At 72.3% G+C, this 24,315-nt stretch carries 23 protein-coding genes; 11 read left to right on the plus strand and 12 right to left on the minus strand.

Annotated elements, in window-relative coordinates; genetic code table 11:
- Window positions 1-198 precede the first annotated feature (198 nt).
- Complete coding sequence (locus P3T37_RS06745; protein WP_280722519.1) at window positions 199-3,357, plus strand: EAL domain-containing protein; 3,159 nt, start codon at window positions 199-201, stop codon at window positions 3,355-3,357.
- Window positions 3,354-5,561 (plus strand): FUSC family protein, encoded by a 2,208-nt coding sequence (locus tag P3T37_RS06750; protein WP_280722520.1) that lies wholly within the window; start codon window positions 3,354-3,356, stop codon window positions 5,559-5,561. Before P3T37_RS06745 ends, P3T37_RS06750 begins: the two co-directional genes overlap by 4 nt.
- Before the next feature lie 13 nt (window positions 5,562-5,574).
- On the opposite strand, the gene P3T37_RS06755 is transcribed toward P3T37_RS06750, so the two are convergent.
- Window positions 5,575-7,014, minus strand: coding sequence for an alkaline phosphatase family protein (locus P3T37_RS06755; protein WP_280722521.1), 1,440 nt, complete (start codon window positions 7,012-7,014; stop codon window positions 5,575-5,577).
- Window positions 7,015-7,248: 234 nt separating this feature from the next.
- On the opposite strand from P3T37_RS06755, the gene P3T37_RS06760 reads away from it, so the two are divergent.
- Together P3T37_RS06760 and P3T37_RS06765 are read left to right on the plus strand one after the other, a co-directional pair.
- A complete protein-coding gene (locus P3T37_RS06760; RefSeq protein ID WP_280722522.1) occupies window positions 7,249-7,806 on the plus strand; it encodes a C40 family peptidase in 558 nt (185 codons plus the stop codon).
- Between the two features lie 50 nt (window positions 7,807-7,856).
- On the plus strand, window positions 7,857-8,552 hold the full coding sequence (locus P3T37_RS06765) for an NAD(P)-binding domain-containing protein (RefSeq protein ID WP_280722523.1): 696 nt from the start codon (window positions 7,857-7,859) through the stop codon (window positions 8,550-8,552).
- Between the two features lie 11 nt (window positions 8,553-8,563).
- On the opposite strand, the gene P3T37_RS06770 is transcribed toward P3T37_RS06765, so the two are convergent.
- A complete protein-coding gene (locus tag P3T37_RS06770) occupies window positions 8,564-9,589 on the minus strand; it encodes a bile acid:sodium symporter family protein (RefSeq protein WP_280722524.1) in 1,026 nt (341 codons plus the stop codon).
- 121 nt (window positions 9,590-9,710) lie between these two features.
- Here P3T37_RS06770 and P3T37_RS06775 point away from each other — a divergent pair, with 121 nt between their 5' ends.
- Complete coding sequence (locus P3T37_RS06775; RefSeq protein WP_280722525.1) at window positions 9,711-10,571, plus strand: LysR substrate-binding domain-containing protein; 861 nt, start codon at window positions 9,711-9,713, stop codon at window positions 10,569-10,571.
- A 30-nt stretch (window positions 10,572-10,601) separates the two neighbouring features.
- Window positions 10,602-11,426 carry a M55 family metallopeptidase gene (locus P3T37_RS06780; RefSeq protein ID WP_280722526.1) on the plus strand — a complete coding sequence of 275 codons (825 nt, stop codon included), beginning with the start codon at window positions 10,602-10,604 and terminating at the stop codon, window positions 11,424-11,426.
- A 25-nt stretch (window positions 11,427-11,451) separates the two neighbouring features.
- Here the strand turns inward: P3T37_RS06780 and P3T37_RS06785 are convergent, their stop codons facing one another.
- Together P3T37_RS06785 and P3T37_RS06790 are read right to left on the minus strand one after the other, a co-directional pair.
- Window positions 11,452-11,670, minus strand: a complete 219-nt coding sequence (locus tag P3T37_RS06785) for a hypothetical protein (protein WP_280722527.1) — start codon at window positions 11,668-11,670, stop codon at window positions 11,452-11,454.
- 74 nt (window positions 11,671-11,744) lie between these two features.
- Window positions 11,745-12,260 carry a MarR family transcriptional regulator gene (locus tag P3T37_RS06790; protein ID WP_280722528.1) on the minus strand — a complete coding sequence of 172 codons (516 nt, stop codon included), beginning with the start codon at window positions 12,258-12,260 and terminating at the stop codon, window positions 11,745-11,747.
- A gap of 44 nt (window positions 12,261-12,304) precedes the next feature.
- Between P3T37_RS06790 and pip the strand changes: the two genes are divergently transcribed.
- Together pip and P3T37_RS06800 are read left to right on the plus strand one after the other, a co-directional pair.
- Window positions 12,305-13,264 (plus strand): prolyl aminopeptidase, encoded by a 960-nt coding sequence (pip, locus tag P3T37_RS06795; protein ID WP_280722529.1) that lies wholly within the window; start codon window positions 12,305-12,307, stop codon window positions 13,262-13,264.
- A gap of 127 nt (window positions 13,265-13,391) precedes the next feature.
- Window positions 13,392-14,174 (plus strand): TetR/AcrR family transcriptional regulator C-terminal domain-containing protein, encoded by a 783-nt coding sequence (locus P3T37_RS06800; RefSeq protein ID WP_280722530.1) that lies wholly within the window; start codon window positions 13,392-13,394, stop codon window positions 14,172-14,174.
- Here the strand turns inward: P3T37_RS06800 and P3T37_RS06805 are convergent.
- The 6 genes from P3T37_RS06805 to P3T37_RS06830 form a co-directional block, all read right to left on the minus strand.
- A complete protein-coding gene (locus P3T37_RS06805) occupies window positions 14,164-14,700 on the minus strand; it encodes an AAA family ATPase (protein WP_280722531.1) in 537 nt (178 codons plus the stop codon). The two genes, P3T37_RS06800 and P3T37_RS06805, sit on opposite strands and share 11 nt — an antisense overlap.
- 70 nt (window positions 14,701-14,770) lie before the next feature.
- On the minus strand, window positions 14,771-15,550 hold the full coding sequence (locus P3T37_RS06810; RefSeq protein ID WP_280722532.1) for a 3-oxoacyl-ACP reductase: 780 nt from the start codon (window positions 15,548-15,550) through the stop codon (window positions 14,771-14,773).
- A gap of 4 nt (window positions 15,551-15,554) precedes the next feature.
- The gene (locus P3T37_RS06815; protein WP_280722533.1) at window positions 15,555-16,943 is read right to left on the minus strand and encodes an aldehyde dehydrogenase family protein; all 1,389 of its coding nucleotides are present in this window, start codon (window positions 16,941-16,943) and stop codon (window positions 15,555-15,557) included.
- A 66-nt stretch (window positions 16,944-17,009) separates the two neighbouring features.
- A complete protein-coding gene (locus P3T37_RS06820) occupies window positions 17,010-17,723 on the minus strand; it encodes a gamma-glutamyl-gamma-aminobutyrate hydrolase family protein (RefSeq protein ID WP_280722534.1) in 714 nt (237 codons plus the stop codon).
- Window positions 17,720-19,084: a glutamine synthetase family protein gene (locus P3T37_RS06825; protein WP_280722535.1), complete on the minus strand. Its 1,365-nt coding sequence runs from the start codon at window positions 19,082-19,084 to the stop codon at window positions 17,720-17,722. The genes P3T37_RS06820 and P3T37_RS06825 overlap by 4 nt, the downstream gene beginning before the upstream one ends.
- On the minus strand, window positions 19,084-20,646 hold the full coding sequence (locus P3T37_RS06830; RefSeq protein WP_280722815.1) for an amino acid permease: 1,563 nt from the start codon (window positions 20,644-20,646) through the stop codon (window positions 19,084-19,086). Before P3T37_RS06830 ends, P3T37_RS06825 begins: the two co-directional genes overlap by 1 nt.
- 281 nt (window positions 20,647-20,927) lie before the next feature.
- Here P3T37_RS06830 and P3T37_RS06835 point away from each other — a divergent pair, with 281 nt between their 5' ends.
- Genes P3T37_RS06835 through P3T37_RS06845 form a run of 3 tightly spaced genes read left to right on the plus strand, consistent with a single transcriptional unit; the run spans window position 20,928 to window position 22,989 of the window.
- Window positions 20,928-21,674: a GntR family transcriptional regulator gene (locus tag P3T37_RS06835; RefSeq protein WP_280722536.1), complete on the plus strand. Its 747-nt coding sequence runs from the start codon at window positions 20,928-20,930 to the stop codon at window positions 21,672-21,674.
- Between the two features lie 36 nt (window positions 21,675-21,710).
- A complete protein-coding gene (locus P3T37_RS06840) occupies window positions 21,711-22,511 on the plus strand; it encodes a methyltransferase domain-containing protein (RefSeq protein WP_280722537.1) in 801 nt (266 codons plus the stop codon).
- Between the two features lie 31 nt (window positions 22,512-22,542).
- On the plus strand, window positions 22,543-22,989 hold the full coding sequence (locus tag P3T37_RS06845; protein ID WP_280722538.1) for a YchJ family metal-binding protein: 447 nt from the start codon (window positions 22,543-22,545) through the stop codon (window positions 22,987-22,989).
- 48 nt (window positions 22,990-23,037) lie between these two features.
- Here the strand turns inward: P3T37_RS06845 and P3T37_RS06850 are convergent, their stop codons facing one another.
- Both P3T37_RS06850 and P3T37_RS06855 read right to left on the minus strand, forming a co-directional pair.
- Entirely contained in the window at window positions 23,038-23,607 is a 570-nt protein-coding gene (locus P3T37_RS06850; RefSeq protein WP_280722539.1) for an RICIN domain-containing protein, read from the minus strand.
- A 114-nt stretch (window positions 23,608-23,721) separates the two neighbouring features.
- Window positions 23,722-24,252, minus strand: coding sequence for a gamma carbonic anhydrase family protein (locus P3T37_RS06855; protein WP_280722540.1), 531 nt, complete (start codon window positions 24,250-24,252; stop codon window positions 23,722-23,724).
- Between the last annotated feature and the right edge of the window lie 63 nt (window positions 24,253-24,315).

The following is a 24,315-nucleotide window of genomic DNA, read 5'->3' on the forward strand; positions in this document are numbered from 1 at the left end:
ACCGGCAGCGAACGAGGCCGACCTGCCACCGATCGCGCGTGCAAATGCACCGGCACGAGCGGGAATTACACCTCCAGAGGGGTCGGGTATGCTGGTGGGGAATTCCGCCCGAAATCCGCCGCGCGAGACCCCGGTGCCGATCGTGCGTACGCGGCACCTCTCGCGCGTATCTCGGTGGAGCGCTGGATGCTGAATGCGATGTCCCGATGGCGGTGGCAGTACGTCATGCTCGGTTTCCTCGGGTGGATGGGCCTGTTCACGGCCATGTACTACGTGCACCCCGGCGAGCGGATCGTCTGGTGGACCGGGATCGGCCTGGGCGGTGTCGCCGCGATCCTGCTCGGCACGCTGCGCAACCGCCCCTCGCACCCGCTGCCGTGGCTGCTGCTCGCCGCGGCCAACCTGAGCTTCACCGCGGGCGAGGTGGCGGAGGTCGTCCTCACCCAGCTGCTGCACCGGGGCAACCCGTTCCCGTCCGTGGCCGACGGCTTCTACCTGGCCACCTACCCGCTGTACGCCGCCGGCCTGCTGATCTTCATCCGCCGCCGCAGCGCCGGGCGCGACCGCGGCAGCCTGCTCGACGCGATGACCTTCACCGCCGCGCTGACCCTGCTCTCCTGGATCTACATCGTCCTGCCGAACGTGCACAGCGCCGAGCTGACCTGGGTGCAGAAGGCCTTCGCCATCGCCTACCCGCTCGGCGACATCCTGGTGCTGGCGATGCTGCTGCGCCTGCTCGTCCCGCACGGTCCCAAGAACTGGGCGCTGCGCCTGCTCACCCTCGGCACGGTCGGCATGCTGGTCTCCGACGTCCTGTTCGGGCTGATCCAGCTCTACGGGACCTGGCGGATCGGCACGGCCGTCGACCTCGGCTGGGCCATGTACTACACCGCCTGGGGCGCAGCCGCGCTGCACCCGTCGATGGTGGCGATGACCCGCCCGGTGCTGCGCCAGCACGCCGACGTAGCACCCGGCCGGATCGGACTGCTCTGCTTCGCCTCGATGATCGCCCCCGGGGTGCTGCTGCTGGAGTCGGCCAGGGGCCAGAACCGCGACGCCGGGGTGGTCGGCGCCTTCTCCGCGCTGCTGTTCCTGCTCGTACTCGCCCGACTGTCCGGGGTGGTCGCCGCGCACCGCCTGACCGTGGCGCGCGAGCGGGCCCTGCGGACCGCCATCGGCGCGCTGGCCGCGGCCACCGGCCTGCACGAGGTGACCACCGCGATCCGCACCGCCGGCGCCGCACTGCCGCCCAGCAACCCGCAGCGCCTGGTGCTGCTCGGGATGAACGACGCCGGCCTCCTGCGCTTCCCGCCCGGCCCGGGTTCCACCGGCGCGGGCCCGCCCTTCCCGCGGCTGCCGGCCGCCGAGCACGCCATGATCGTCACCCGCCGGACCCGGCTGCGGCCGGTGGCCGAACTCGGGGAGGAGTTCAGCGCGGTGCTGCCGGGCTGCGCCGATGCGCTGCTCTGCCCGCTGGCCCTGCAGGACCGTCCCTCGGGCGACCCGCTGATCGGCGTCCTGGTCATCGGCGGCGAGGAGGACGAGCTGGTCCCGCTGATCACCACGGTGGAGTCGCTGGCCGCGCAGGCCGCGCTGGCGCTGGAGCGCATCACGCTCAGCCAGGAGGTCTCCCGGCGCAACAGCGAGGCCTACTTCCGCACCCTGGTGCAGAACGCCTCGGACGTCATCCTGATCCTGGACGACGACGACCGGGTCCGCTACGCCAGCTCCTCGGCGGACCGGGTGCTCGGCTACCCCGAGCTGGTCGGCACCCCGATCGTCGAGCTGGTGCCGCCGGAGGCGAGCGCCACGGCGGTCGGCGCGCTCGCCCAGATGCGCAGCCTCGACCACCGCTCCCGGCGCGAGCACTGGCGGATGGTGCGGCACGACAACGTGGACATCGAGGTCGAGGTGCGGGCCAGCGACCTGCGGACCGACCCCACCGTGCTGGGCCTGGTGCTCACCCTGCGCGACGTCACCGAGCAGCGGCAGCTGGAGCGCGAGCTCAGCCACCGCGCCTTCCACGACTCGCTGACCGGCCTGGCCAACCGGGTGCTGTTCCAGGACCGGGTCAACCAGGCCTTCCTGCGCGGAGTGCGCGGCGGGCTGGCGGCGGGCGTGCTGCTGATCGACCTGGACGACTTCAAGGTCGTCAACGACACCATGGGCCACGGCATCGGCGACGAGCTGCTGGTGGCCGTCTCGCTGCGGCTGTCCACCATCGCGCGGGCCTCGGACACCGCCGCGCGCCTGGGCGGCGACGAGTTCGCCGTCCTGATCGAGAACTCGCTGGCCCCCTCCGACGTCGAGGCGTTCGCCAACCACGTCATCAAGGCGTTCACCGATCCGTTCCGGCTCAGCACCGGCCCGGTCAACGTCTCGGTCAGCGTCGGGATCGCCACCACCGAGGACAGCGAGGACGCCGCCGAGCTGCTGGCCCACGCCGACCTGGCGATGTACGCGGCCAAGGGCGCCGGCAAGCGCCAGTGGCGCCGGTTCCACCCCGTCCTGCAGGCCGGCATGATCGAGCGGCACGAGCTCCAGGAGAGCCTGGACGCGGCGGTCGCCGAGACCTCGTTCACCGTGCTGTACCAGCCGATCGTGGAGATCGCCTCGGGCCACCTGGTCGGCTTCGAGGCGCTGCTGCGCTGGCCGCACTCCAGTCGCGGCATGGTGCCGCCCGAGCAGTTCATCGGCCTGGCGGAGGAGAGCGGCCAGATCGTCCCGCTCGGCGCCTGGGTGCTCGGCCACGCGGCCGAGGAGGCGGCCCGCTGGCAGCGCACGCCGCCCGCCGCCCGGCCCCCGGCGGCGCCGCCGCTCTACGTCAGCGTCAACGTCTCGGCGCGCCAGTTCCGCGACCCCGGCTTCGTGGACGTGGTGCGGCGCACCCTGGACTCCTACGAGCTGAACCCCGGTTCGCTGGTCCTGGAGCTGACCGAGAGCGTGCTGATGCGGCGCGACGACCGGATCCGGGCGGACATGCTGACCCTGAGCGAACTGGGCGTCCGGCTGGCCATCGACGACTTCGGCACCGGCTACTCCTCGCTCAGTTACCTGCGCGAGTTCCCGATCACCATCCTCAAGATCGACAAGTCCTTCATCGACGGCCTGGGCAAGTCCTCGCAGCAGTACGCGCTGGTCGAGGGGATCACCCGGATCGCCGAGACGCTGGGCGTGCGGGTGATCGCCGAGGGCATCGAGAGCGTCCACCAGCGCGACCTGCTGGCGATGATGGGGTGCCCGCTCGGGCAGGGCTACCTGTTCTCCCGCCCGGTGGGCTCGGACCGCGCCAGCTCGCTGATCCGCGGCGGCGGGGACCTCTCGGTCCGGCCGCTGCCCGGGCCCGCGCCGCTATGAGCACGGCGACGGCCCTCTCCCGGGCCCGCCGCGCCTTCGCCGACCTGCTCGGCAGCGGCGGCCCGGTGGCGACCGCGGCCCGGCGCTCGGTGCGCCTCACGCTGGCCGCCTGCGCCGGCTTCTACAGCTGCCTCTACGGGCTGCACCAGCCGGTCACCGCGACCTACGCGCTGTTCGCCACGGTGGCGATGGCCGGACTGTCCCGGATCCCCGGTTCGGGACGCCGGCGCGCGACCGTCATCACCCGGCTGCTGCCGCTGAGTTGGGTGCTGGTCACGGCGGGCAGCCTGCTGGCCGTGCGGACCGCGGCGGCGGTGGCGGGCATGCTGGTGATCGGCTTCGGTCTGGCCTTCGCGGCGGCCGGCGGGCCGCGGCTGGCGGGCGCCGCCCCCGGCCTGCAACTGCTCTACATCCTGCCGTGCTTCCCGCCCTACACCCCGCAGACCCTGGACGAACGGCTGGCCGGCGTCACCCTCGGGCTGGTGCTGCTGATCGCGGCCGAGGCGCTGCTGCTGCCCGACCCGCCCTGCCCGAGCTACCCGGACCTGCTGGCGGACGCGGCCGATGCCGTGCGGCAGTGCACGGACGAGCTGACCCGCCCGCCGTGGGCGCTGACCGCGGGCACCCGCGCGCGGGCGCTCGCGGCGAGCCAGGCGCTGCGCCCCTCCCACGTGCCCGCGGCCGAGCGCCCGGCGGGTCCCGGGGTCCGCGAACGGGCGCTGGCGCATGCGGGCGGGGCCGCGCGCGAGCTGCTGGCCCGGCTGACCGAGCTGCCGCCCGCCCCGCCCACCGAGCCGCCGGGCGACCTGGGCCTGCGGCTGCTGGACCGGATGGGCGAGGCGGCCGGGCAGGCGGGCGCGGCGCTCGACGCGGGCCGGGCCCCCAGCACCGTACGCGCAGGCACCGCACTGCACGCCACGCTGCAGGAGTACCGCCGCGGCCGGATCGCCCGCAGCGGCACGGCGCCCGGGGTGCTGAACCGCCAGTCCGCGCTGATCGAGGCGGCCGTCGCGGCGCTCACCCTGCTGCACGCCACCGGCCTCGTCCTGGGGCGAGACCTCCCGCCGGAGCCGCCCGCCGGTCCGTTCTGGTACGCGCGGCTGAGCACCGGCCGGCTCTGGTGGGTCCGGCTGGACGGGAACCTCAGCCGGCGCTCGGTGTACTTCCAGAACGCGGTGCGCACCAGCGTGGGCCTGGCCGCCGCCCGTACGGTGGCCGGGGTGGTCTCCCTGCCGCACGGCTTCTGGGCGATGCTGGCCGCGCTGACGCTGACCCGCACCACCACCGCGCAGACCCGCACCACCGTCCGCCAGGCGCTGACCGGCACGCTGGTGGGCGCGCTGGTCACGGCGGCCTTCCTGGTGCTGGTCGGCCGGCACACCGACGTCTACGCGGCGATCCTGCCGCTGCTGATGCTGGCCACCTTCTGCCTGGGACCGAACCTCGGAGTCGGCTGGACGCAGGGCCTGTTCACCCTGGTGGTCTCCATGGTCTTCGCCCAACTCGCGCCCGCCGGCTGGCAACTGGCCGAGGCCCGGATCCTGGACGTGCTCACCGGCAGCCTGATCGGCCTGCTCTGCGGGCTGCTGGCCTGGCCGCGCGGCGCGCAGGACGAGCTGCGCCGGGCCACCAGCGCGCTGCTGCACGCGGTCGCGGCGACCGTCACCGACACCGCGGTGACGGTCACCTCACGCGCCGGCGGGGAGGCGTCGGCCCCGATCCCGGCCGTCCAGCACGCACTGACCCTGGCCGAGTCCTCCTATGCCCAGGCGCAGAGCGAGCCCGATCTCAGCGGGGGAAGCCGGCTGGACTGGCAGGCCGCGCTGCTGGCCGGCCACCACGCGCTCAACGGGTCGGCCCGGCTGCTCGACCACCACGACCCGCCGGGCACGCCCGGGCTCGGGCCGCACTCGGGCGCCTGGATCCGGGACCGCGCCGGCGAGGTGGCGGGGCAGTACCTGCTGCTCGCCGCGGAGCTGGAGCGGGCCGGCGGTGTGCGGCCGGCGTCCGTCCTCGCCGGGCCGTCCGCCTCGTTCCGGACGAGCAGGTGGCTGCGGTCCGCGCCCGCCTTCGGCATCACCGACGGCCGCACCGACACGCCGCCGCCCGCGCTGCCGCTACTGTTCGACACCGGCACCTGGCTGCTGGGCCTGACCAACGACCTGCGGCGGATCACCTCGGCGCCGACCCGGGCGCCGGGGTGATCCGGCCGATTGGTCAGTGGTGCTGCGGCGGCACGTGCTTGCGTCCGCCGCGCTCCTGGCGCGGCGGACGCTGCTGGGCGCCGGGCAGGGCGGGCGCCGGCAGGGTCGCCACCTCCTGCTCGGCCAGGGCGAGTTGGGCCGCCGTCGGGGGCAGCCTGGGCGACCGGCGGGCGGCGTGCTGGAACTGGAAGGCCGAGGTCAGATCGCCGAACGCCTCCCGGCGCCAGTCGGTGACATTGGCGGCGCGCACGCCCGTGAAGCGCTCCAGGAACTGGAGCACCGAGGTGTGGTCGAAGGCCTCGGAGGCGACCCAACCACCCACCGTCCAGGGCGAGACGACGATGCACGGCACCCGGAAGCCGCCGCCGATCGGCAGCCCCTGGACGTACTCGCCGGGGGTGCCGGGCTGCGGCACCGGCGGCGGCACGTGGTCGAAGAGGCCGTCGTTCTCGTCGTAGTTGAGGATGAAGACGGTCTTCGCCCAGACCTTCGGGTTGGCGGCGATCGCGGCGATCTTGGAGGCCACGAAGTCGGCGCCCGCAGCGGGCAGGTAGTCCGGGTGCTCGGACTGGGTGCTGGTCGGCAGGATCCAGGAGACGGCCGGCAGGCGGTCGTTGCGCGCGTCGTCCTCGAAGGTGCCGGTCGGCTGCGCGGTCATGCCCTTGTCGTAGAGCGGGTCGCCGGGCTTGGCCTGCTGGAAGCTCTCGAAGAGCGACAGCACGTCGGTGCCGTAGTTGTCGGCCTCCTGGTAGACCTTCCAGGAGACGCCCGCCGACTCCAGCTGCTCGGCGTAGGTGGTCCAGGTCAGCGGGGTCGGCGCGGCGTTCTTCAGGATCGGCCCGCCGTGCGTGCCGTCGGCGTCGATCGAACCCGTCATCCAGTACAGCCGGTTGGGCCAGGTCGGGCCCTGGACCGAGCAGAAGTAGTTGTCGCAGATGGTGAACGCCTCGGCCAGCGCGAACTGGAACGGGATGTCGTCACGGGTGTAATAGCCCATCACGTACGGCCCGTTGACGCCGTCGGCGGCGCGGTGGGCGGGCAGCCACTGGTCCATCTTGCCGCCGTTCCAGGCCTGGTGCTGGACCGCCCAGGCGTGGCTGGTGGACGGTATCGCCTGCGCGCTGGTGGTGCGGGTGTCCAGGTGGAAGGGCAGCAGGTAGCCGTCCGGGTTGACGCTGTCCGGCTGGTAGAAGACCGAGCGGCCGGTGTCCAGCGTCAGTGCGTCGGGGTCGTTGAACCCGCGCACCCCCGACAGCGTGCCGAAGTAGTGGTCGAAGGAACGGTTCTCCTGCATCAGCAGGACGACGTGCTCGACGTCCCGCAGCGAGCCGCGCCGGGGCACCCCGGCCGCCACCGCCTGCTGAACACTCGGCGGCAGCAACGCCATCGCCGCCGCTCCACCTGCCACACCGGCCGCCGAACCCAGCAGCCTGCGTCGGGTCATTCCGGACACTGGTCTCTCCCTCTGTGCCAGTCGCACGAAGCGCCTGAGGTGCGGACGCACGGACGTTCCAGGAAACGGCTTCGACTCTGACCCAGCGACAGGTCCGCTGTCAGCAGGGCAAGCCATGAACAACTGGACAATCCCAGGGGCCCTCTTTTCGTCCAACCGCCCGGCGGGTCGCCGCCCGTCGACGGCCCGCCGGCGCCTAGCGTCGACCTACTGATCCAGCTGTGGAGGTGTGCCTTGGTCGAACGGCGCCAACTGCTGTGCGGCGCGCTGCTGGTCGCCGCGACGGCGGCCGCGGACGTCGGTCCCGGCGCGGCGAGCGCGGGTGCCGTGGAGGATGTGGGCAGCGCGGTGGTGGCGCTGGCGCAGCGTCAGATCGGTGTGCCGTACGCCTGGGGCGGCGGCGACCGGCTCGGCCCGGGGATCGGCTACTGCGAGGACGACAACGGCTACCTGGACGGCGTCTGCCAGGGCGAGAGCACCATCGGCTTCGACTGCAGCGGCCTCACCCTCTACTGCTGGTACGCGGCCAGCCGGGGCGCGGTGCAGCTCGGGCACTACACCGTCGCCCAGTACCGCAAGGGCACGCCGGTCCCCCGCGCCGAGCTGCGCGCCGGGGACCTGCTCTTCTTCTCACGGCCCGACGCCCCACTGCACCACGTGGGAATCCACGCGGGCGGCGGCGCCATGATCCACGCGGCGCACACCGGGACACTGGTCGCCCGACTGGAGAACGCCTTCGCCGACCCGCTCTGGGGACCGCAGTTCGCCGGCGCCGTCCGGCCGACCGGGTGAGCTGAGCCCAGGTCAGGAATAGCGCGGGGGTCGCTGTGGCTGTCACCGCCATGGCTACTCTCGGACTCATCGGCAGTGGAAACATCGGCGGCACCCTGGCCCGGCTGGCGGTCAACGCCGGGTTGGACGTGGTGCTCAGCAACTCGCGCGGGCCGCAGACCCTCGGCGACCTGGTGGCGGAGCTCGGCCCGCACGCCCGGGCCGCCACACCCGCGCAGGCCGCCGAGGCCGGGGACTGGGTCGTGGTGACCGTCCCGCTGAAGAACTACCTCCAGATCCCGGCCGCACCACTGGCCGGCCGCACCGTGCTGGACACCAACAACTACTACGCCGGGCGCGACGGCCGGATCCCGAGCCTCGACGCGCAGCAGACCACCAGCAGCGAGCTGCTCCAGCAGCACCTGGCCGGAGCCCAGGTGGTCAAGGCGTTCAACAACATCTACTTCGGGCACCTGCTCGCACTGGCCCGCCCGACCGGCGCCGCCGACCGCAGTGCCCTGCCGATCGCGGGCGACGACCCCGTTGCCAAGGACCAGGCCCGCATCCTGCTGGACGCACTGGGCTTCGACGCCGTGGACGCAGGCCCGCTCGCCGAGGGCCGGCGCTTCCAGCCGGACACCCCGGCCTACGGCCTCCCGTACCTTGCGGACCCCACCCGCCCGTTCAACGAGGACCCGGGCAAGCCCGTCGACGCCGCCGCGATCCGCGCAGCCCTGAGTGCGGCGCAGCGCCCGGCAGCGGGGTAGCGGCAGCGCCGTCAGTGGTCGACGGCGTCGGGCGTGCGCCGGGCGGCGGCGGGTTGCGGGCTGCCCGCGACGAGGCGGGTCGACTCGGCCTCAGCGGCCCAGCGGCGGGCGAGGACCGCGCAGACCATCAGCTGGATCTGGTGGAAGAGCATCAGCGGTAGCACCATCAGCCCGACCGCGGGCCCGGGGAAGAGGACGGAGGCCATCGGCACGCCGCTGGCCAGGCTCTTCTTGGAACCGCAGAAGACGATCGCGATCCGGTCCGCCCGACTGAACCCCAGCCGGCGGGAGAGCACCAGCGTCGCCGCCAGGACCGCGGCCAGCAGGCCGGCCTCGACCAGCAGGAGCATCGCCAGCCTGGGCAGCGACAGCTGGCCCCAGACCCCGGCGACCACACCCGCGCCGAAGGCGCTGTAGACCACCAGCAGGATCGAGCCGCGGTCGACCAGGCCGAGCACCGTGCGATGCCGGGCGATCCACGGCGCGATCCAGCGGCGCAGCAGCTGTCCGGCCAGGAAGGGCAGCAGCAGCTGCTCCACGATCCCCAGCACCGCGCCCGCCGAGATCCCGCCGCCCTGCGTGCTGAGCAGGGCGGCGGCCAGCAGCGGGGTGACCACGATGCCGAACAGGCTGGAGAACGTCGCGCTGCACACCGCGGCCGCGGTGTTCCCCCGGGCGATCGAGGTGAACGCGATGGAGGACTGCACGGTGGACGGCAGCAGGGTCAGGAACAGCAGTCCCTGGTAGAGCTGCGGAGTGAGCAGGTCCGGGACGAGCAGCCGGCAGGCCAGCCCGAGCAGCGGGAACAGCCCGAACGTGACCGCGAGCACCGTCCCGTGCAGGCGCCACTGCCGCATCCCCTGCACCGCCTCGCGGGTGGAGAGCCGGGCGCCGTAGAGGAAGAAGAGCAGCCCGACCGCGCCGACCGCGGCCCCCGACACCACCGGCGCCGCAGTCCCGCGCGCGGGCAGGAGGACCGCCACCGCGACGGTGCAGAGCAGCATCGCTATGAAGGGGTCGACGGGCAATCGGCGCATGGGGGTCTCCGCGGAGGTTTCGGGGCGTTCCTCCACCTTGGACCCGGCTGCGGTCATTGTGAATCCCGTTCACCCCACTCACTGCCATCACGGATCATGATGTCCAAGCTAGGCTGGTGGCGTGTTCGATCCGGTACAGCTCAGGTCCTTCCTCGCGGTCGCGCAGACCGGCGGGTTCACCCGGGCCGCCGAGCGGCTGGGGCTTCGGCAGTCCACCGTCAGCCAGCACGTCCGGCGCCTGGAGGCCGCCGCCGAGCGGCAGCTGTTCGTCCGGGACACCCATTCGGTGCGGCTCACCGGCGAGGGCGAGGCCATGCTCGGCTTCGCGCGCTCGATCCTCCAGGCGCACGAGCGGGCCGCCGGCTACTTCGCGCAGACGCCGGTCCGCGGGCGGGTGCGGTTCGGCACGTCCGAGGACTTCGTGCTCACCGAGCTGCCGCAGATCCTGCGGGCCTTCCGGCACGAGCACCCGCAGGTCGACCTCGAACTGACCGTCGGCCTCAGCGGCGTCCTGCACCAGCAGCTCGCCGACGGCGGGCTCGACCTGGTGCTCGGCAAACGCCCGGCCGACGCTCCGGGCAGCCGGCTGCTCTGGCGCGACCAGCTGGTCTGGATCGGCGCCGAGGACTTCCGCCCCGACCCGGCCGAGCCGCTGCCGCTGATCGTCTACCCGCCGCCCAGCGTCACCCGGGCCCGCGCGCTGGACGCCCTGGACCGGGCCGGACGCCCGTGGCGGATCGCCTGCACCAGCGGCAGCCTGAGCGGGGTGCGGGCGGCCGCGCTGGCCGGTCTCGGCGTGGTGGCCCATGCCCGCAGCCTGGTGCCGCCGGGCCTGCGGCCGCTGGCGCACCAGGAGGAACTACCCGACCTCGGCGCCGCCGAGTTCGTCCTGAGTACGGGCCGCGCCACCGCCCGGGGGCCGGCGCGGGCGCTGGCCGACGCCGTCATCGCGGGCAGCGACCGGCTGCACCGGGCCGGCTGACCGTTCGCTGTTTATCACTGAGGAGTGGACATGAAGATCTTCATCTCGTCCGACATGGAAGGCACCGCCGGAGTCTCCGACTGGGAGCAGTGCCGGGCCACCGGGCCCTCGTACCCCTACTTCTGCGAGCTGCTCCAGGCCGAGGTGAACGCCGCGATCGAGGGGGCGCTGGCCGCCGGAGCGGACGAGTTCCTGGTCAACGACTCGCACGGCGCAATGGCCAACCTCCGCCCGGACGCGCTGGCGGGACGGGCGCGCTACCTGTCGGGCCGCCACAAGCCGCTGTACATGATGCAGGGCCTGGACGCGTCGTTCGACGCGGTCTTCTTCGTCTCGTACCACGGCTCGATGGGCGGCCCCTCCTCGGTGCTGTCGCACACCTACAGCCCGCGGGCGATCGCCGAGGTCCGGCTGAACGGCGTCCCGACCGGCGAGAGCGGGATCAACGCGCTGGTGGCGCTCGGACACGGCGTGCCGGTGGTGCTGATCACCGGGGACGGGACCACCGCCGAGGAGGCCCGGCCGTTCGTACCCGGCATCCACGCCGCCGTGGTGAAGACCTCGGTGTCACGCCACGCGGCGGACAGCATGCACCCCGAGCAGGCCCGCGAACTCATCAAGGAGACCGCGCTGGAGGCCGTACGACGGCTGCCGGAGGCCGCGCCGCCCGCGATCGAACTCCCCGCCACGCTCAGCGTCCGGCTGCGCAACGCCGATCTGGCCGAGATGGCCACCTGGATCACCGGCGTGGTCCGCGACGACGACCTGAGCGTGCACATCACGGACGAGGACCCGATCCGGCTCTACCGCACGTTCGTCACCATGGTGCTGCTCACCCGCGCGATCGCGGAGTAGGAGCAGGAGCAGCCCCGGCCGTGGCTCAGAACTGCGGCTCGGGGGCGGAGAAGGTCAGCCGGTCGGCGGCGCGAGGGCGCGGGGTGGGCGCCACCGGCTGCTCCTCCTCGGGAATCGGCTCCTGCTGGAAGACGGCCCGCCCGACCGGGAGCGGACGAGGGCCCTTCGGCTGCTCGGGCGGGGCTGCCAGCGGCTCGGAGAAGGAGAGCCGCAGGGGCTGCTGTGCATCGGACGGAGTGGTCATTCTTGCAGTCTCCCTTATTCGCGCGCCGTGCGGTGACGAAACGTCATACCAATTTCCGCCGATCCGGCCGCTGATCAGCCGTTTTGTCGGGGCTCCCGGTTTTCTCCGGAGCTCGGAAATTCGCCGAATTCGGCGATCCGCCGCCGCATCGGGCGCTTGCGCAGCACGCCGATCGCCTCATCGATGAGCCGACTCAGCGGGAACGACAGCTCCCGCTCGAATTCCGCCGCCGCAGCCGCGGTGGCCGCCCACTCGGCGTCCAGCAGCGGCAGCAGCGACTCGGCTTTCTCGGTCAACCGTACGATGCGCTGCCGTGCGTCGTCGCCGGGGGCCAGCACGACGAGCTCCTCGCGGGCCAACTGGGCCACGGTCTGGCTGGCCGCCGAGTGGGTCACGCCGATCGCCGCGGCCAGGTCGCGGATCGAGCTCGGGCCCGAGGAGGCCAGCAGCCGGACGACGGGGGTGTACCGAGGGCGGAACCCGGCAAGGCCGAGGTCGGCGTAGACGGCCGCGACATCGCCGTCCAGGAGTTCCAGGAGGTGGCGCAACCTGGTGCCGAGCAGCTCGGGGCCGGGAGTGGGAGGGGTCATGTAGGTTAATGTAACAGCACTGTTGGATATCGGGAGGGGTTGCCATGGGTGAGCTGTATCCGCCGATCGAGCCGTACGAGCAGGGGATGCTCGATGTCGGCGACGGCAACCTCGTGTACTGGGAGGTCTGCGGCAACCCGGCCGGCAAGCCCGCCCTCGTCGTGCACGGCGGTCCGGGGTCGGGGTGCGGCCCGGGCGTGCGCCGCTACTTCGACCCCGAGCGGTACCGGATCGTCCTCTTCGACCAGCGCGGCTGCGGGCGCAGCACGCCGCACGCGAGCGACCCCACTACCGACCTGCGGCAGAACACCACCTGGCACCTGGTCGCGGACATGGAGCACCTGCGCGAGCACCTGGGCATCGACCGCTGGCTGCTGTACGGCGGCTCGTGGGGCTCCACGCTGACCCTCGCCTACGCGCAGACGCACCCCGAGCGGGTGTCGGAGATCGTCATCGCCGCTGTCACCACCACCCGGCGCTCCGAGATCGACTGGCTCTACCGGGGCGTCGGCCGCTTCTTCCCCGAGCAGTGGGAGCGCTTCCTCGCCGGTGCCCCCGGCACACCGCGCGACGGCGACCTGGTCGGCGCCTACGCCCGCCTGACCGGGCACCCCGACCCGGCGGTACGGGAGCGGGCCACCGCCGACTGGTGCGCCTGGGAGGACGCCGTGCTCTCCGGCGAGACGAAGGGCTCGTCCCAGCCGTACGGCGACCGGCCCCCGGCCGCCCGGCTGGCGATGGTGCGGATCTGCTCGCACTACTTCGCCCACGGCGCGTGGCTGGAGGAGGGCGCGCTGCTGCGCGACGCCGGACGGCTGGCGGGCATCCCCGGCGTGCTGGTGCACGGCCTGCTCGACCTCGGCGGGCCCCCCGACACCGCGTGGCAACTCGCCCGCGCCTGGCCCGACGCGGAGCTGATCACCGTCGCGGACGCGGGCCACCTGGGCGGCGCCGCGACCCGCACCCACGTCCTCGCCGCCCTGGACCGCTTCGCCCGCCGGTGAGACACCGGTTTCACGGGACGGGCAGCGGGTAAGCGGCGCAGTCGGCGTCACCGGTTCGCGTGCGCGGTCGGGGCGGGACCGGAGCGGAAGCAGGGTGGAGCCCCTACGGTTGCTCTGGGAGGTGCACATGGTCGTCTTCGCCGGGCAGGGGGACGGGCGCCGGTCGATGGGTCTGCTGTGGCGCGCCGGGGGGCGCGGGCGCGGGGTGGGGCTCGATGCGATCGTGGACGCCGCCGTCGAGCTCGCCGACGCGCAGGGGGTCGGCGCGATCTCGGTGCAGGCGGTGGGCGAGCGGCTCGGGTGGTCCGCCTCGGTGGTCCGCGAGCAGGTGGGCGGCGCGAGTGAGCTGGTCGACCTGGCGTACGACGGCGTGCTCGGCGAACTGCCCACCGACTACGCCTCGCAGGACGGCTGGCGGGCGGAGCTGACCTGCTGGGCCGAGGACCTCTGGGCGTTCCAGCTGCGCCACCCCTGGGTACTGGAGGTCTCGCAGGCCCGGCCGGTGCTGGGGCCGGGCGAGTACCGCGCGCTTGAAACGGTGGCGCGGATCCTGCACGGGACCGGCGTGCCGGCGGGCGTGCTGCGGCGGGCGGTCGGCGTGCTCTTCCAGTTCGTCCGCGGGATGGCGCAGGCGGTCGCGGAGTCCCGCCGGGCGGCGACGGCGACCGGGGTGTCCGACGAGCAGTGGTGGCCCACCCGGTCCGCGCTGCTGGCCGAGTTCGCGCCGGACTTCGCCGAGCGGTTCCCGATGCTGACCCTGTTGGAGCGCGAGCGCGGCCCGCAGCCCGAGGAGCAGGACGCGGCCTCCTACCTGGAACAGGAGGCCGCGGAGACCTTCGCCGTCGGGCTGACCCTGCTGCTGGACGGGATCGAGGCGGCGATACCGGGACAGGCCGGAGCTACGCGCTGAGCAGCCGCGCCAGCAGTGCGACGTCGACCGGGCGGCTGGTGTCGACCCGGTGCACCGGGCCCAGGCCCAGCGGCTCGGCACCGCGGCCCCACTGCTCCCAGCGCCCATCGGAGCCCGGCCGGTCGTCCAGGTGCACCGGGTGCCGGGTCGGGACGCGTTCGGTGTAGCGCTGCCGCGCCAGCGCCAACGGCACGTCGCACCAGACCTCCTGGACCGCACCGGCGCCGGCCCGGGCCAGCCCGGCGACGGCGAACTCCCGTTGGGGCGCCAGCCACGGGCTCTCCAGCACCGCGCCGCCGGCCGCGTGCGACAGCAGCGTCCACAGCGTCTCCATGGACGCCGCACCCAGTGCGTTGCTCCACGCGCGCGCCTCCCCGGCGTCCGCGGGGATCGGCCCGAGGGCGTCGGCGAGGGTCTCCTTGACGTCGTCCTTGCTGAACAGCGGAAGCATCAACTCCCGTGCGAGGGAACGGGCCAGGGTCGTCTTTCCGGATCCGGGCAGTCCGTTGACCAGTACAGTCACCATGCGGTGATCCTAGACACGGTACGGCGGCGGTCCCCCGCGCGGGGCCGCCGCCGTACCTGCTCGTCAGGGGCTACTCCGGGGTCACGTACGCGCCGGAGATGCCGCCGTCGACCAGGAAGGTGTTGGCGGTCATGAACGAGGAGTCGTCGCTGGCCAGGAAGGCGACGGCGGCGGCGATCTCGGACGGCTCGGCGAACCGGCCCAGCGGGATGTGGATCAGGCGGCGCGCGGCGCGCTCGGGGTCCTTGGCGAACAGCTCCTGGAGCAGCGGGGTGTTCACCGGGCCGGGGCAGAGCGCGTTGACCCGGATTCCCTCGCGGGCGAACTGCACGCCCAGCTCGCGCGACATCGCCAACACGCCGCCCTTGGAGGCGCTGTAGGAGATCTGCGAGGTGGCCGCGCCCATCACCGCGACGAACGAGGCGGTGTTGATGATGGAGCCCTTGCCCTGGCGCTGCATGTGCGGGATGGCGTACTTGCAGCACAGGTAGACGCTGGTGAGGTTGACCTCCTGCACCCGGCGCCAGGCCTCCAGGCCGGTGGTGAGGATCGAGTCGTCCTCGGGGGGCGAGATGCCGGCGTTGTTGAAGGCGATGTCGACGCTGCCGTACTCGGTCACCGCGGCGGCGTACATCGCACGCACGGCGTCCTCGTTGGTGACGTCGGCCTGGATGAACATGCCGCCGACCTCGTCGGCGACGGCCTTGCCGCTGGTCTCGTCGAGGTCGACGCAGACCACGTTCGCGCCCTCGGAGGCGAAGCGCAGGGCGGTGGCGCGGCCGATACCGCTGCCGGCGCCGGTGATGACGGCCACCCGGCCGTCGAGGCGGGGGGCGAGGGGGTTCGTCATGGTGCTACTCCTCCGTTGAGATGAAGACGTTCTTGGTTTCAGTGAAGGCGGCCAGCGCGTCCGGGCCGAGCTCGCGGCCGAGTCCGGACTGCTTGAATCCGCCGAAGGGGGTCGAATAGCGCACCGAGGAGTGGGAGTTGACGGACAGGTTGCCCGCCTCCACGCCCCGGGCGACGCGCAGCCCGCGGCCCAGGTCGCGGGTCCAGATCGAGCCGGAGAGGCCGTACTCGGAGTCGTTGGCGATCCGCAGCGCCTCCTCCTCGTCGCGGAACGGGACGACGGTCACCACCGGTCCGAAGACCTCCTCGGTGAAGACCGGTTCGTCCAGCGACGCCGGCAGCAGGACGGTCGGCGGAAACCAGAAGCCGGGACCGTCGGGAACGCTGCCCCGGAAGGCGACTGACGCATCGTCAGGAACGTAGCCCGCCACCCGGGCGCGGTGGGCCGCCGAGATCAGCGGGCCCATCTCGGTCTTCTCGTCGGTCGGGTCGCCGACCCGCACCGCCCGCACGGCGGGCTCGAAGAGCGCCATGAACTCGTCGATGACCGACTGCTGGACCAGGATCCGCGAGCGGGCGCAGCAGTCCTGGCCGGCGTTGTCGAAGACCGCGGAGGGCGCGCTGGCGGCGGCCCGGGCCAGGTCGGCGTCCGCGAAGACGATGTTGGCGCTCTTGCCGCCGAGTTCCAGGGTGACCGGCTTCACCTGCGCCGCGCAGCCGGCCATGATCTGCTTGCCGACCGCGCTCGATCCGGTGAAGACCACCTTGCGGACGTCCGGGTGGGTGACGAACCGCTGCCCCACCACCGGGCCGTAGCCGGGCAGCACCTGGAAGACGCCCGGCGGGATGCCGGCCTCCAGCGCCAGTTCGGCCAGCCGCAGGGCGGTCAGCGGGGTGAGCTCGGCGGGCTTGAGGACGACGGTGTTGCCCGCCGCCAGCGCCGGTGCCAGCGCCCAGGCGGCGATCGGCATCGGGAAGTTCCACGGCACGATCACGCCGACCACGCCCAGCGGTTCCTGGAACGTGAGGTCCACGCCGCCGGCCACCGGGATCTGCCGGCCGAAGAGCCGTTCGGGCGCGGCCGCGTAGTACTCGATGACGTCGCGGGCGTTGCCGGCCTCCCAGCGCGCGTTGCCCACCGTGTGGCCGGCGTTGGCCACTTCGAGCGCGGCCAGGTGCTCGCGGTCGGCGTCCACGGCGGCGGCGAAGGCGCGCAGCAGCCGGGCCCGGTCGGCGGGGGCCACCGCGCGCCAGGTCGCGAAGGCGGCCTTGGCGCGGGCGATCGCCGCGTCGGTCTCCTCCAGGCCGGCCATGGTGACCGTCTGGATGACCTGCTCGGTGGCCGGGTTGACCACCTCGTACAAGGTCGGGGCGGAGGTGCTCAGTTGGGACATCGTTGACTCACCGGCTCCTTGCGGCAGACACAGCAGACATTGCAGACACCGCTGATGCGGGTGCTCTCATGAGCGTCGGGATTCCTTGACGAAGGCCTCGAACAGGCGAAGGTCCGAGTCGTCCTGCTCCGGGTGCCACTGCACGCCGACGGCGAACCGACGGTCGGGCAGCTCGACGGCCTCCACGCACTCGTCCGCGCTCCACGCGGAGGGCAGCAGCCCCTCACCGAGCCGGCTCACCGCCTGGTGGTGGTAGCACTGGACCTGCGCCTCGCCGCCGAGGATGCCGGCCAGCCGGCTGCTGGCCCGGATCCGCACCGGGCGGGCGGTGAAGACGGCCGGGGCGATCTGGTGGCTCTGGTCGCCGAGCACGTCGGGCAGGTGCTGGACCAGCTCGCCGCCGAGCGCGACGTTCAGCAGCTGCATGCCGCGGCAGACGCCGAGCACCGGGACGTCGCGCTCCAGCGCGGTCCGCACCAGGTCGAACTCCCAGGAGTCGCGGGCGCCGTGCGGCGCTCCGGTGCGCGGGTGCGCGGGTGCGCCGTAGCGGGCGGGGTCGATGTCGGGTCCGCCGGCGAGCAGCAGGCCGTCGATCAGCTCCAGCAGCTCGGGCGCGCCCAACGCCTGCGGGGGCAGCAGGACGGGGACGCCCCCGGCCTGCACGACGCAGTCGACGTAGCTCTGCGGGATCAGCGCGGCCGGCCGCTCCCAGACACCCCAGGAGGCGGTCTCCAGGTAGCTGCTGATGCCGATCACCGGTCGGCGAGGTCCGTCGCTCACAGTCGCTCGAATCCGCGGCGCCGCTCCCAGTCGGTCACCGCCGCGTCGTAGGCGGCCAGTTCGACCCGGCCGTTGTGCGTGTAGTGCTCGACCACGCCCTTGCCGAACGCCGCCGCGGCGACCTCGCTGGCCGCGAAGAGCTCGACCGCGTCGCGCAGGGTCGCGGGGACCCGCGGGGCGTCGGAGGCGTACGCGTTGCCGGTGAACTCCGGTTCCAGCGGCAGGTTCTGCTCGATGCCGTGCAGGCCGGCGGCGATCAGCGCGGCGACCGCGAGGTAGGGGTTCACGTCACCGCCGGGCACCCGGTTCTCGAAGCGCAGCGACTGGCCGTGGCCGACCACCCGCAGGGCGCAGGTGCGGTTGTCGCGGCCCCAGGCGATCGCGGTGGGCGCGAAACTGCCCGGCACGTACCGCTTGTAGGAGTTGACGGTGGGGGCCAGCAGCAGCGAGAACTCGGCCAGGCAGGCCAGCTGCCCGGCCAGGAAGTGCTCCATCACCGGGGAGAAGCCGAACTCGCCCTCCCCCGCCATCACCGGGGCGCCCTCGTCGTCGCGCAGGCTCAGGTGGATGTGGCAGGAGTTGCCCTCGCGCTCGTTGTACTTGGCCATGAAGGTCAGGCTCACCCCCTCCTGGGCGGCGATCTCCTTGGCGCCGGTCTTGTAGACCGCGTGGTCGTCGCAGGTGACCAGCGCCTCGGCGTACTTGAACGCGATCTCGTGCTGTCCGAGGTTGCACTCACCCTTCGCCGACTCCACGGTCAGGCCTGCACCGGCCATCTCGTTGCGCACCCGGCGCAGCAGCGGCTCCACCCGGGAGGTGCCGAGGATCGAGTAGTCCACGTTGTACTGGTTGACCGGTGTCAGGCGGTGGTAGTCCTTGTCCCAGGCCTGCTCGTAGCTGTCCTTGAAGACGATGAACTCCAACTCCGTGCCCGCGTAGGCGTGCCAGCCGTAGGCCGCGAGCCGCTCCTGCTGGCGGCGCAGGATCTGCCGGGGCGAGACGGCGACGGGGGTTCCGTCGTGCGCGATGACGTCGCACTGGACCATCGCGGTGCCGGGGTGCCAGGGGACCAGGCGCAGCGTGCTGAAGTCGGGCTTCAGTACGAAGTCGCCGTAGCCGGTCTCCCAGGAGGAGATCTCGAAGCCGTCCACGGTGTTCATGTCGATGTCGACGGCCAGCAGGTAGCCGCAGCCCTCGGCGGCGTTCTGGACGGTGTCGGCGAAGAAGAAGTCCGCAGCCATCCGCTTGCCCTGGAGGCGGCCCTGCATGTCGGTCATGGCCAGCACGACCGTGTCGATGGTGCCCTCGTCGACCAGGACGCGCAGCTCGTCCAGGGTCAGCCTGCCTCGTCGTTGGCTCATCAGATCTCCAGTTCGCGTTCGATGGCGGCGAGTTCCTCGGGCGTGCCGTGGATCTTCGGCCCGGTGAACCAGTGGCGGGCCGAGACCAGCCACCAGATCCCGGCGAAGCCGAGGACCACCGCCACCGCGACGGGGGTGTAGTTGAAGTTGCTCGCTGTGATGGGGCTGAGGGTCGGGAGCATGAACAGGACGGTGATCAGCGCCGTCCAGCCGACCGCGACGACGCCGATCGGCCGGCTCCAGCGTCCCAGGTTCCAGGGGCCGTTCTGGAATCGCTCACCCTGCCGCAGGCGCAGCAACACCGGGATGGCGTAAGCGATGTAGAGGCCGATCACGGAGACCGAGGTGACCGCGGCGTACGCCGTCGGGTTCCACAGGTCGGGCACACCGAGCAGGAACGCACCGACCGCGGCGAACCAGACGGCGCTGGTGGGGGTCTGGGTGCGCGGGTTGATCCGGTGCCAGAAGCGCGAGCCGGGCAGTGCGCCGTCGCGCGAGAAGGCGTAGATCATACGGGAGTTGGCGGTGACCGAGGCCATCCCGCAGAAGAACTGGGCGCCGATCACGATGAGCAGCAGGAACTTGGCGCCGTTGGTACCGACCGCGTCGATGAAGATCTGCGCGGGCGGCACCCCGGTGGCGCTGTTCAGCGCGCCGTCGTAGTTCTGGATCGCGAAGGTGATGCCGAGCAGCAGGATCCAGCCGGCCACCAGCGAGACCACGATCGACATCACGATGCCGCGCGGTCCCGAGCGGGCGGCGTCCTTGGTCTCCTCGGTCATGTGCGCGGAGGCGTCGTAGCCGGTGAGGGTGTACTGGGCCAGCAGCAGCCCCAGCATGGCGACGTAGAAGGAGTTGTGGAAGCCGGTGTTGTTGACGAACTTGGTGAAGACGAAGGAGGCGGACTCGTGGTGCGAGGGCACCAGGACCAGCGCGCCGACGATCACCGCCACGCCGACCAGGTGCCACCAGACGCTGACGTTGTTGAGAATCGCCACCAGCCGCACGCCGAGGGTGTTGAGCAGTCCGTGCAGCACCAGGATCACGGCGAACAGTTCGACGGTGTGGGCGGGGGTGGCCGCGAAGCCGAACTGCATCTCCAGGAACGCGTTGGTGAAGAACCCGGCGCCGAAGTCGACGCCCGCGGTCACCGCGACCTGGCCGAGGAAGTTGAACCAGCCGGTGAACCAGCTCCAGGCGGGCCCGCGGGAGGGGGCCAACTGGGCCGCCCAGTAGTACAGTCCGCCGGCGGTCGGGTAGCTGGAGCAGATCTCGGCCATCGCCAGGCCGACGGTGAGGGTCATCAGGCCGACCAGCGGCCAGCCCCAGGTGATCATGGCCGGGCCGCCGGTGGCCATGCCGAAGCCGTACAGGGTCAGGCAGCCGGAGAGGATCGAGACGATCGAGAAGGAGACCGCGAAGTTCGAGAAGCCCGACATCGAGCGGGCCAGTTCCTGGGTGTAGCCGAGTTCGTGCAGCCGCTGCTCGTCCGCTGTGCGGACCGCGGCGGCGGAGTCCTCGACCGCGCGGGCGCCGGCCGCGGAGTCGGACGGGTTGAGCATCTCGGCGCCGTTCACCGGATGGTCAGGAGACATGCGCACCTCCTAAGGAAGTGGGGGGTGGGATCCGTATGCAGACGTGGGGGTGGGATCCGAAGGTGCGACCACAGCCCTGTGGCGCGCTCTCCATGCGCTTAATGGACCAGAACCAGTCCATTGAGCGCTGCCGGTATGGTTCACCCCCCGCACACGCCCCGTCAAGAGCCCTCGGGCAACGCGTCCGAATCGTTCTCGCCACACCGTGTTACCGCCCTGTTAACGCGTCGCCTGGGTACGATGCGCGGATGGACGAGCCAGGCGAGCACGGCGTGCGGATAGATTGGCCAGGTGGCGCGATCTTTCGCCCTGTCCGCACGGGCAACGCCTTCGAGGAGACCATCGAGCGGATCCTCCAGGCGATCAAGCTCGGCGTGTTCGCGCACGGTGACCGGCTGCCCGCCGAGCGGGACCTCGCGGTGCGACTGAACGTCAGCAGGGTGACGCTGCGTGAAGCCCTCCGCTCGCTCCAGCAGGCCGGCTGCGTGGAGTCGCGGCGCGGCCGCTACGGGGGCACCTTCGTCACCTACCGGCTGCCCGCGCCCAACCTCAGCGACCTGCGGCGCGCCGCCGAGGACCTGGGCGCCGAGCTGGAGGACGCGCTCACCTACCGCCTGGTGCTGGAGACCGGAGCCTCCGAGCGGGCCGCCAAGCGCGATCTGACGGATAATCAGAAAGGCTATCTGGAACGGCGGTTGGCCGATCTCGAAGCAGCCCCCGCGGATGCCTACCGGCAGTGCGACTCGCGCTTCCACCTGGCCATCGCCGAGCTCACCGGCTCGAACTCACTGGCCTCCGGCATCGCCGAGACCCGGATGCGGCTCAACGACCTGCTCAACGCCATCCCGATGATCGACCGCAACATCGAGCACGCCTCGCAGCAGCACCAGGAGATCGTCCGGGCGATCCTGGCCAAGGACGCCGAGGCCGCCCGGCGCACCACCGAGGAGCACCTGGAGGCCACCGCCGCCCTGCTGCGCGGTTTCCTGGGCTGACCGGGACCCGCAAGGGCGAGCTGGCATGATCGTCGCATGGCCCCTGACGAGCGCTACCTCCTGGACAACCGGCAGACCGAGGCCGGGGCGCGCTTCGACGCGCTCTCCGAGCTCTTCGACCCCTCCACCTTCCGGCACTTCGACGTCCTGGGCGTGGCACCCGGCTGGCGGGTCTGGGAGGTCGGCGCGGGCGGGCCCTCGGTCCCGCGATGGCTGGCCGACCGGGTCGGCCCCACCGGGCGGGTGCTGGCCACCGACCTCGACACCTCCTGGCTGAGCGGCGACACGGCTCTGGAGGTGCGGCGGCACGACATCGGGGCGGACCCGCTGCCGGTCCCGGCCGGGTCGTTCGACCTGGTGCACGCGCGGCTCGTCCTGGTGCACGTCGCCGACCGCGAGCAGGCGCTGCGGACGATGATCCACGCGCTGCGCCCGGGCGGGGTGCTGCTCCTGGAGGATGCCGACCCCGCGCTGCAACCGCTGCTCTGCCCCGAGGAGTCGGGCCCCGAGCAGGAGCTCGCCAACCGGCTGCGCCGCGGCTTCCGCGAGCTGCTGGCCTCGCGCGGCGCGGACCTGAGCTACGGCCGTAAGCTGCCGCGCCTGCTGCGCGAGGCCGGCCTCACCGACGTCACCGCGGACGCCTACTTCCCGATCACCTCGCCCGCCTGCGCCGTGCTGGAGGCGGCCACCGTGCGCCAGGTCAGCGCCTCGCTGCTGGCGAACGGACTGGCGACCGAGGAGGAACTCGCCCGCCACCTCGACGCCGTCGAGGCCGGCCGCCTGGACCTGGCCACCTCGCCGATGATCTCCTGCTGGGGCCGCCGCCCGGCCGAGTGAGGCCGATGCGGGTGAGGCCGATAATGGGGGCATGTCTCGACGCCGCTCCCAGCCCCAGCCCTCCTCCGCCGCACTCTCCCCCGCTGTGCCGTCCCCCGGCGCGCCGTGCCCGTGCGGGCTGCCCGCCACCTACGGCGACTGCTGCGGCCGGCTGCACCGCGGGGAGGCCGCGGCGAGCACCGCCGAGCAGCTGATGCGCTCGCGGTTCAGCGCGTTCGCGGTACACGACGAGGCGTACCTGCTGCGCAGCTGGCACCCCGACACCCGGCCGGCGAGCATCGAGTTCGACCCCGCGCTGAGCTGGCAGCGCCTGGAGGTGCTCGCCACCACCGACGGCGGCCCCTTCCACAGCGAGGGGACCGTCGTCTTCCGCGCGCACTACACCGACGGCGGCACGCCGGGGGCCATGCAGGAGCACAGCCGCTTCGTCCGCCACGACGGCGCCTGGGTCTACCTCGACGCCCTGCTGACCGGGTGACAGGTGACGCCGGCCCGACCGCCAGGCGGGCGGGCCGGCGTCACCAGCTCAGTGCCAGGTCCAGCTCTGGTTGTCCCAGCCGTTGCAGCCCCAGAGCTGCACCTTCGCGCCGTTGTTGCCGATGGTGTTCAGGTCACCGTCCAGGCACTGGCCGCCGTGCTGATTGCGCAGCGTGCTGCCGTTCCAGATCCAGGTCTGGTTGTCCCAGCCGTTGCAGCCCCAGAGCTGCACCTTCGCGCCGTTGTTGCCGATGGTGTTCAGATCGCCGTCCAGACACTGGCCGCCGTGGCCGTTCTGGATAACGTAGTAGCCGGCGGGCTGCCCGGGCGCGGGGGTCCAGTTCCAGCCCTGGTTGTCCCAGCCGTTGCAGCCCCAGAGCTGCACCTTCGCGCCGTTTTTGCCAATGGTGTTCAGGTCACCGTCCAGACACTGGCCGCCGTGGTTGTTGGTGAACTTACCGGTGTGGTAGACGGTGTTGGGCATCGCCGAGCTGTCGGCCTGCACGGAGCCGACCGCCGGGGGCCCGGCGTCGCGCGGGGTGGCCGCCTGGGCGGTGCTGCCCAGGGCGAGAATGCTCGTTCCGACGGTGAGCGCGAGGGTGAACCGGTTCATGCGCATGGGCTGTCCTCAGGATCGTCGCGGACTCTTCTCCGTATACGACGTTATAGAGAACGAAACAGCCTGCGGACAAGGGGTTTTGAAATAGAGTGACAGTCACAAGAAAGCTGTCGATTAGTCAGTTCCGGGAATCTCGCTGTGCCCCTGGGCCAGCAGCTGGTACCCCTCGCCGTTGGCCTTGATGCTCGCGCGCTCGTCCTCGGTGAGTTCGCGCCTCACCTTGGCCGGGACACCGGCCACCAGTGAGCCGGCCGGCACCTGCATGCCCTGCGGGACCACGGCCCCGGCGGCGACCAGCGAACCGGCCCCGATCCGCGCGCCGTTGAGGACGATCGCGCCCATCCCGATCAGCACGTCGTCCTCCACCGTGCAACCGTGCAGCACCGCGTTGTGGCCCACCGAGATCCGCGCGCCGAGCACCGCCGGGAAGCCGAGGTCGCTGTGCACGGTGCAGTTGTCCTGGATGTTGGTGCCCTCGCCCACCGTGATGGACTCGGCGTCCCCGCGCAGCACCGCGCCGTACCAGACGCTCGCTCCGGCGGCGAGCGTGACGGATCCGACCACCACCGCGTTGGGGGCGACGAAGGCCGTCGGGTCGACCTCGGGCACACGGCCGAAGACTGCGGCGATCAGGGGCTCAGGCACGGTCTCTCCCAACGCTGGTCCGGCCGCCGGACGGCCCGGCCGGTTCAGCCCGCACGCTATCCG

The sequence above is a fragment of the Kitasatospora sp. MAA4 genome (genome assembly GCF_029893355.1).
Lineage (GTDB): Bacteria > Actinomycetota > Actinomycetes > Streptomycetales > Streptomycetaceae > Kitasatospora.

Coding starts and splice junctions, on each gene's coding strand:
- P3T37_RS06815 (WP_280722533.1), bottom strand. CDS start 16,943: ATGTCCCAACTGAGCACCTCCGCCCCGACCTTGTACGAGGTGGTCAAC.
- P3T37_RS06830 (WP_280722815.1), bottom strand. CDS start 20,646: ATGCTCAACCCGTCCGACTCCGCGGCCGGCGCCCGCGCGGTCGAGGAC.
- pip (WP_280722529.1), top strand. CDS start 12,305: ATGGGTGAGCTGTATCCGCCGATCGAGCCGTACGAGCAGGGGATGCTC.
- P3T37_RS06765 (WP_280722523.1), top strand. CDS start 7,857: ATGGCTACTCTCGGACTCATCGGCAGTGGAAACATCGGCGGCACCCTG.
- P3T37_RS06780 (WP_280722526.1), top strand. CDS start 10,602: ATGAAGATCTTCATCTCGTCCGACATGGAAGGCACCGCCGGAGTCTCC.
- P3T37_RS06790 (WP_280722528.1), bottom strand. CDS start 12,260: ATGACCCCTCCCACTCCCGGCCCCGAGCTGCTCGGCACCAGGTTGCGC.
- P3T37_RS06745 (WP_280722519.1), top strand. CDS start 199: ATGTCCCGATGGCGGTGGCAGTACGTCATGCTCGGTTTCCTCGGGTGG.
- P3T37_RS06750 (WP_280722520.1), top strand. CDS start 3,354: ATGAGCACGGCGACGGCCCTCTCCCGGGCCCGCCGCGCCTTCGCCGAC.
- P3T37_RS06800 (WP_280722530.1), top strand. CDS start 13,392: ATGGTCGTCTTCGCCGGGCAGGGGGACGGGCGCCGGTCGATGGGTCTG.
- P3T37_RS06850 (WP_280722539.1), bottom strand. CDS start 23,607: ATGCGCATGAACCGGTTCACCCTCGCGCTCACCGTCGGAACGAGCATT.
- P3T37_RS06805 (WP_280722531.1), bottom strand. CDS start 14,700: ATGGTGACTGTACTGGTCAACGGACTGCCCGGATCCGGAAAGACGACC.
- P3T37_RS06810 (WP_280722532.1), bottom strand. CDS start 15,550: ATGACGAACCCCCTCGCCCCCCGCCTCGACGGCCGGGTGGCCGTCATC.
- P3T37_RS06770 (WP_280722524.1), bottom strand. CDS start 9,589: ATGCGCCGATTGCCCGTCGACCCCTTCATAGCGATGCTGCTCTGCACC.
- P3T37_RS06825 (WP_280722535.1), bottom strand. CDS start 19,084: ATGAGCCAACGACGAGGCAGGCTGACCCTGGACGAGCTGCGCGTCCTG.
- P3T37_RS06845 (WP_280722538.1), top strand. CDS start 22,543: ATGTCTCGACGCCGCTCCCAGCCCCAGCCCTCCTCCGCCGCACTCTCC.
- P3T37_RS06835 (WP_280722536.1), top strand. CDS start 20,928: ATGGACGAGCCAGGCGAGCACGGCGTGCGGATAGATTGGCCAGGTGGC.
- P3T37_RS06785 (WP_280722527.1), bottom strand. CDS start 11,670: ATGACCACTCCGTCCGATGCACAGCAGCCCCTGCGGCTCTCCTTCTCC.
- P3T37_RS06840 (WP_280722537.1), top strand. CDS start 21,711: ATGGCCCCTGACGAGCGCTACCTCCTGGACAACCGGCAGACCGAGGCC.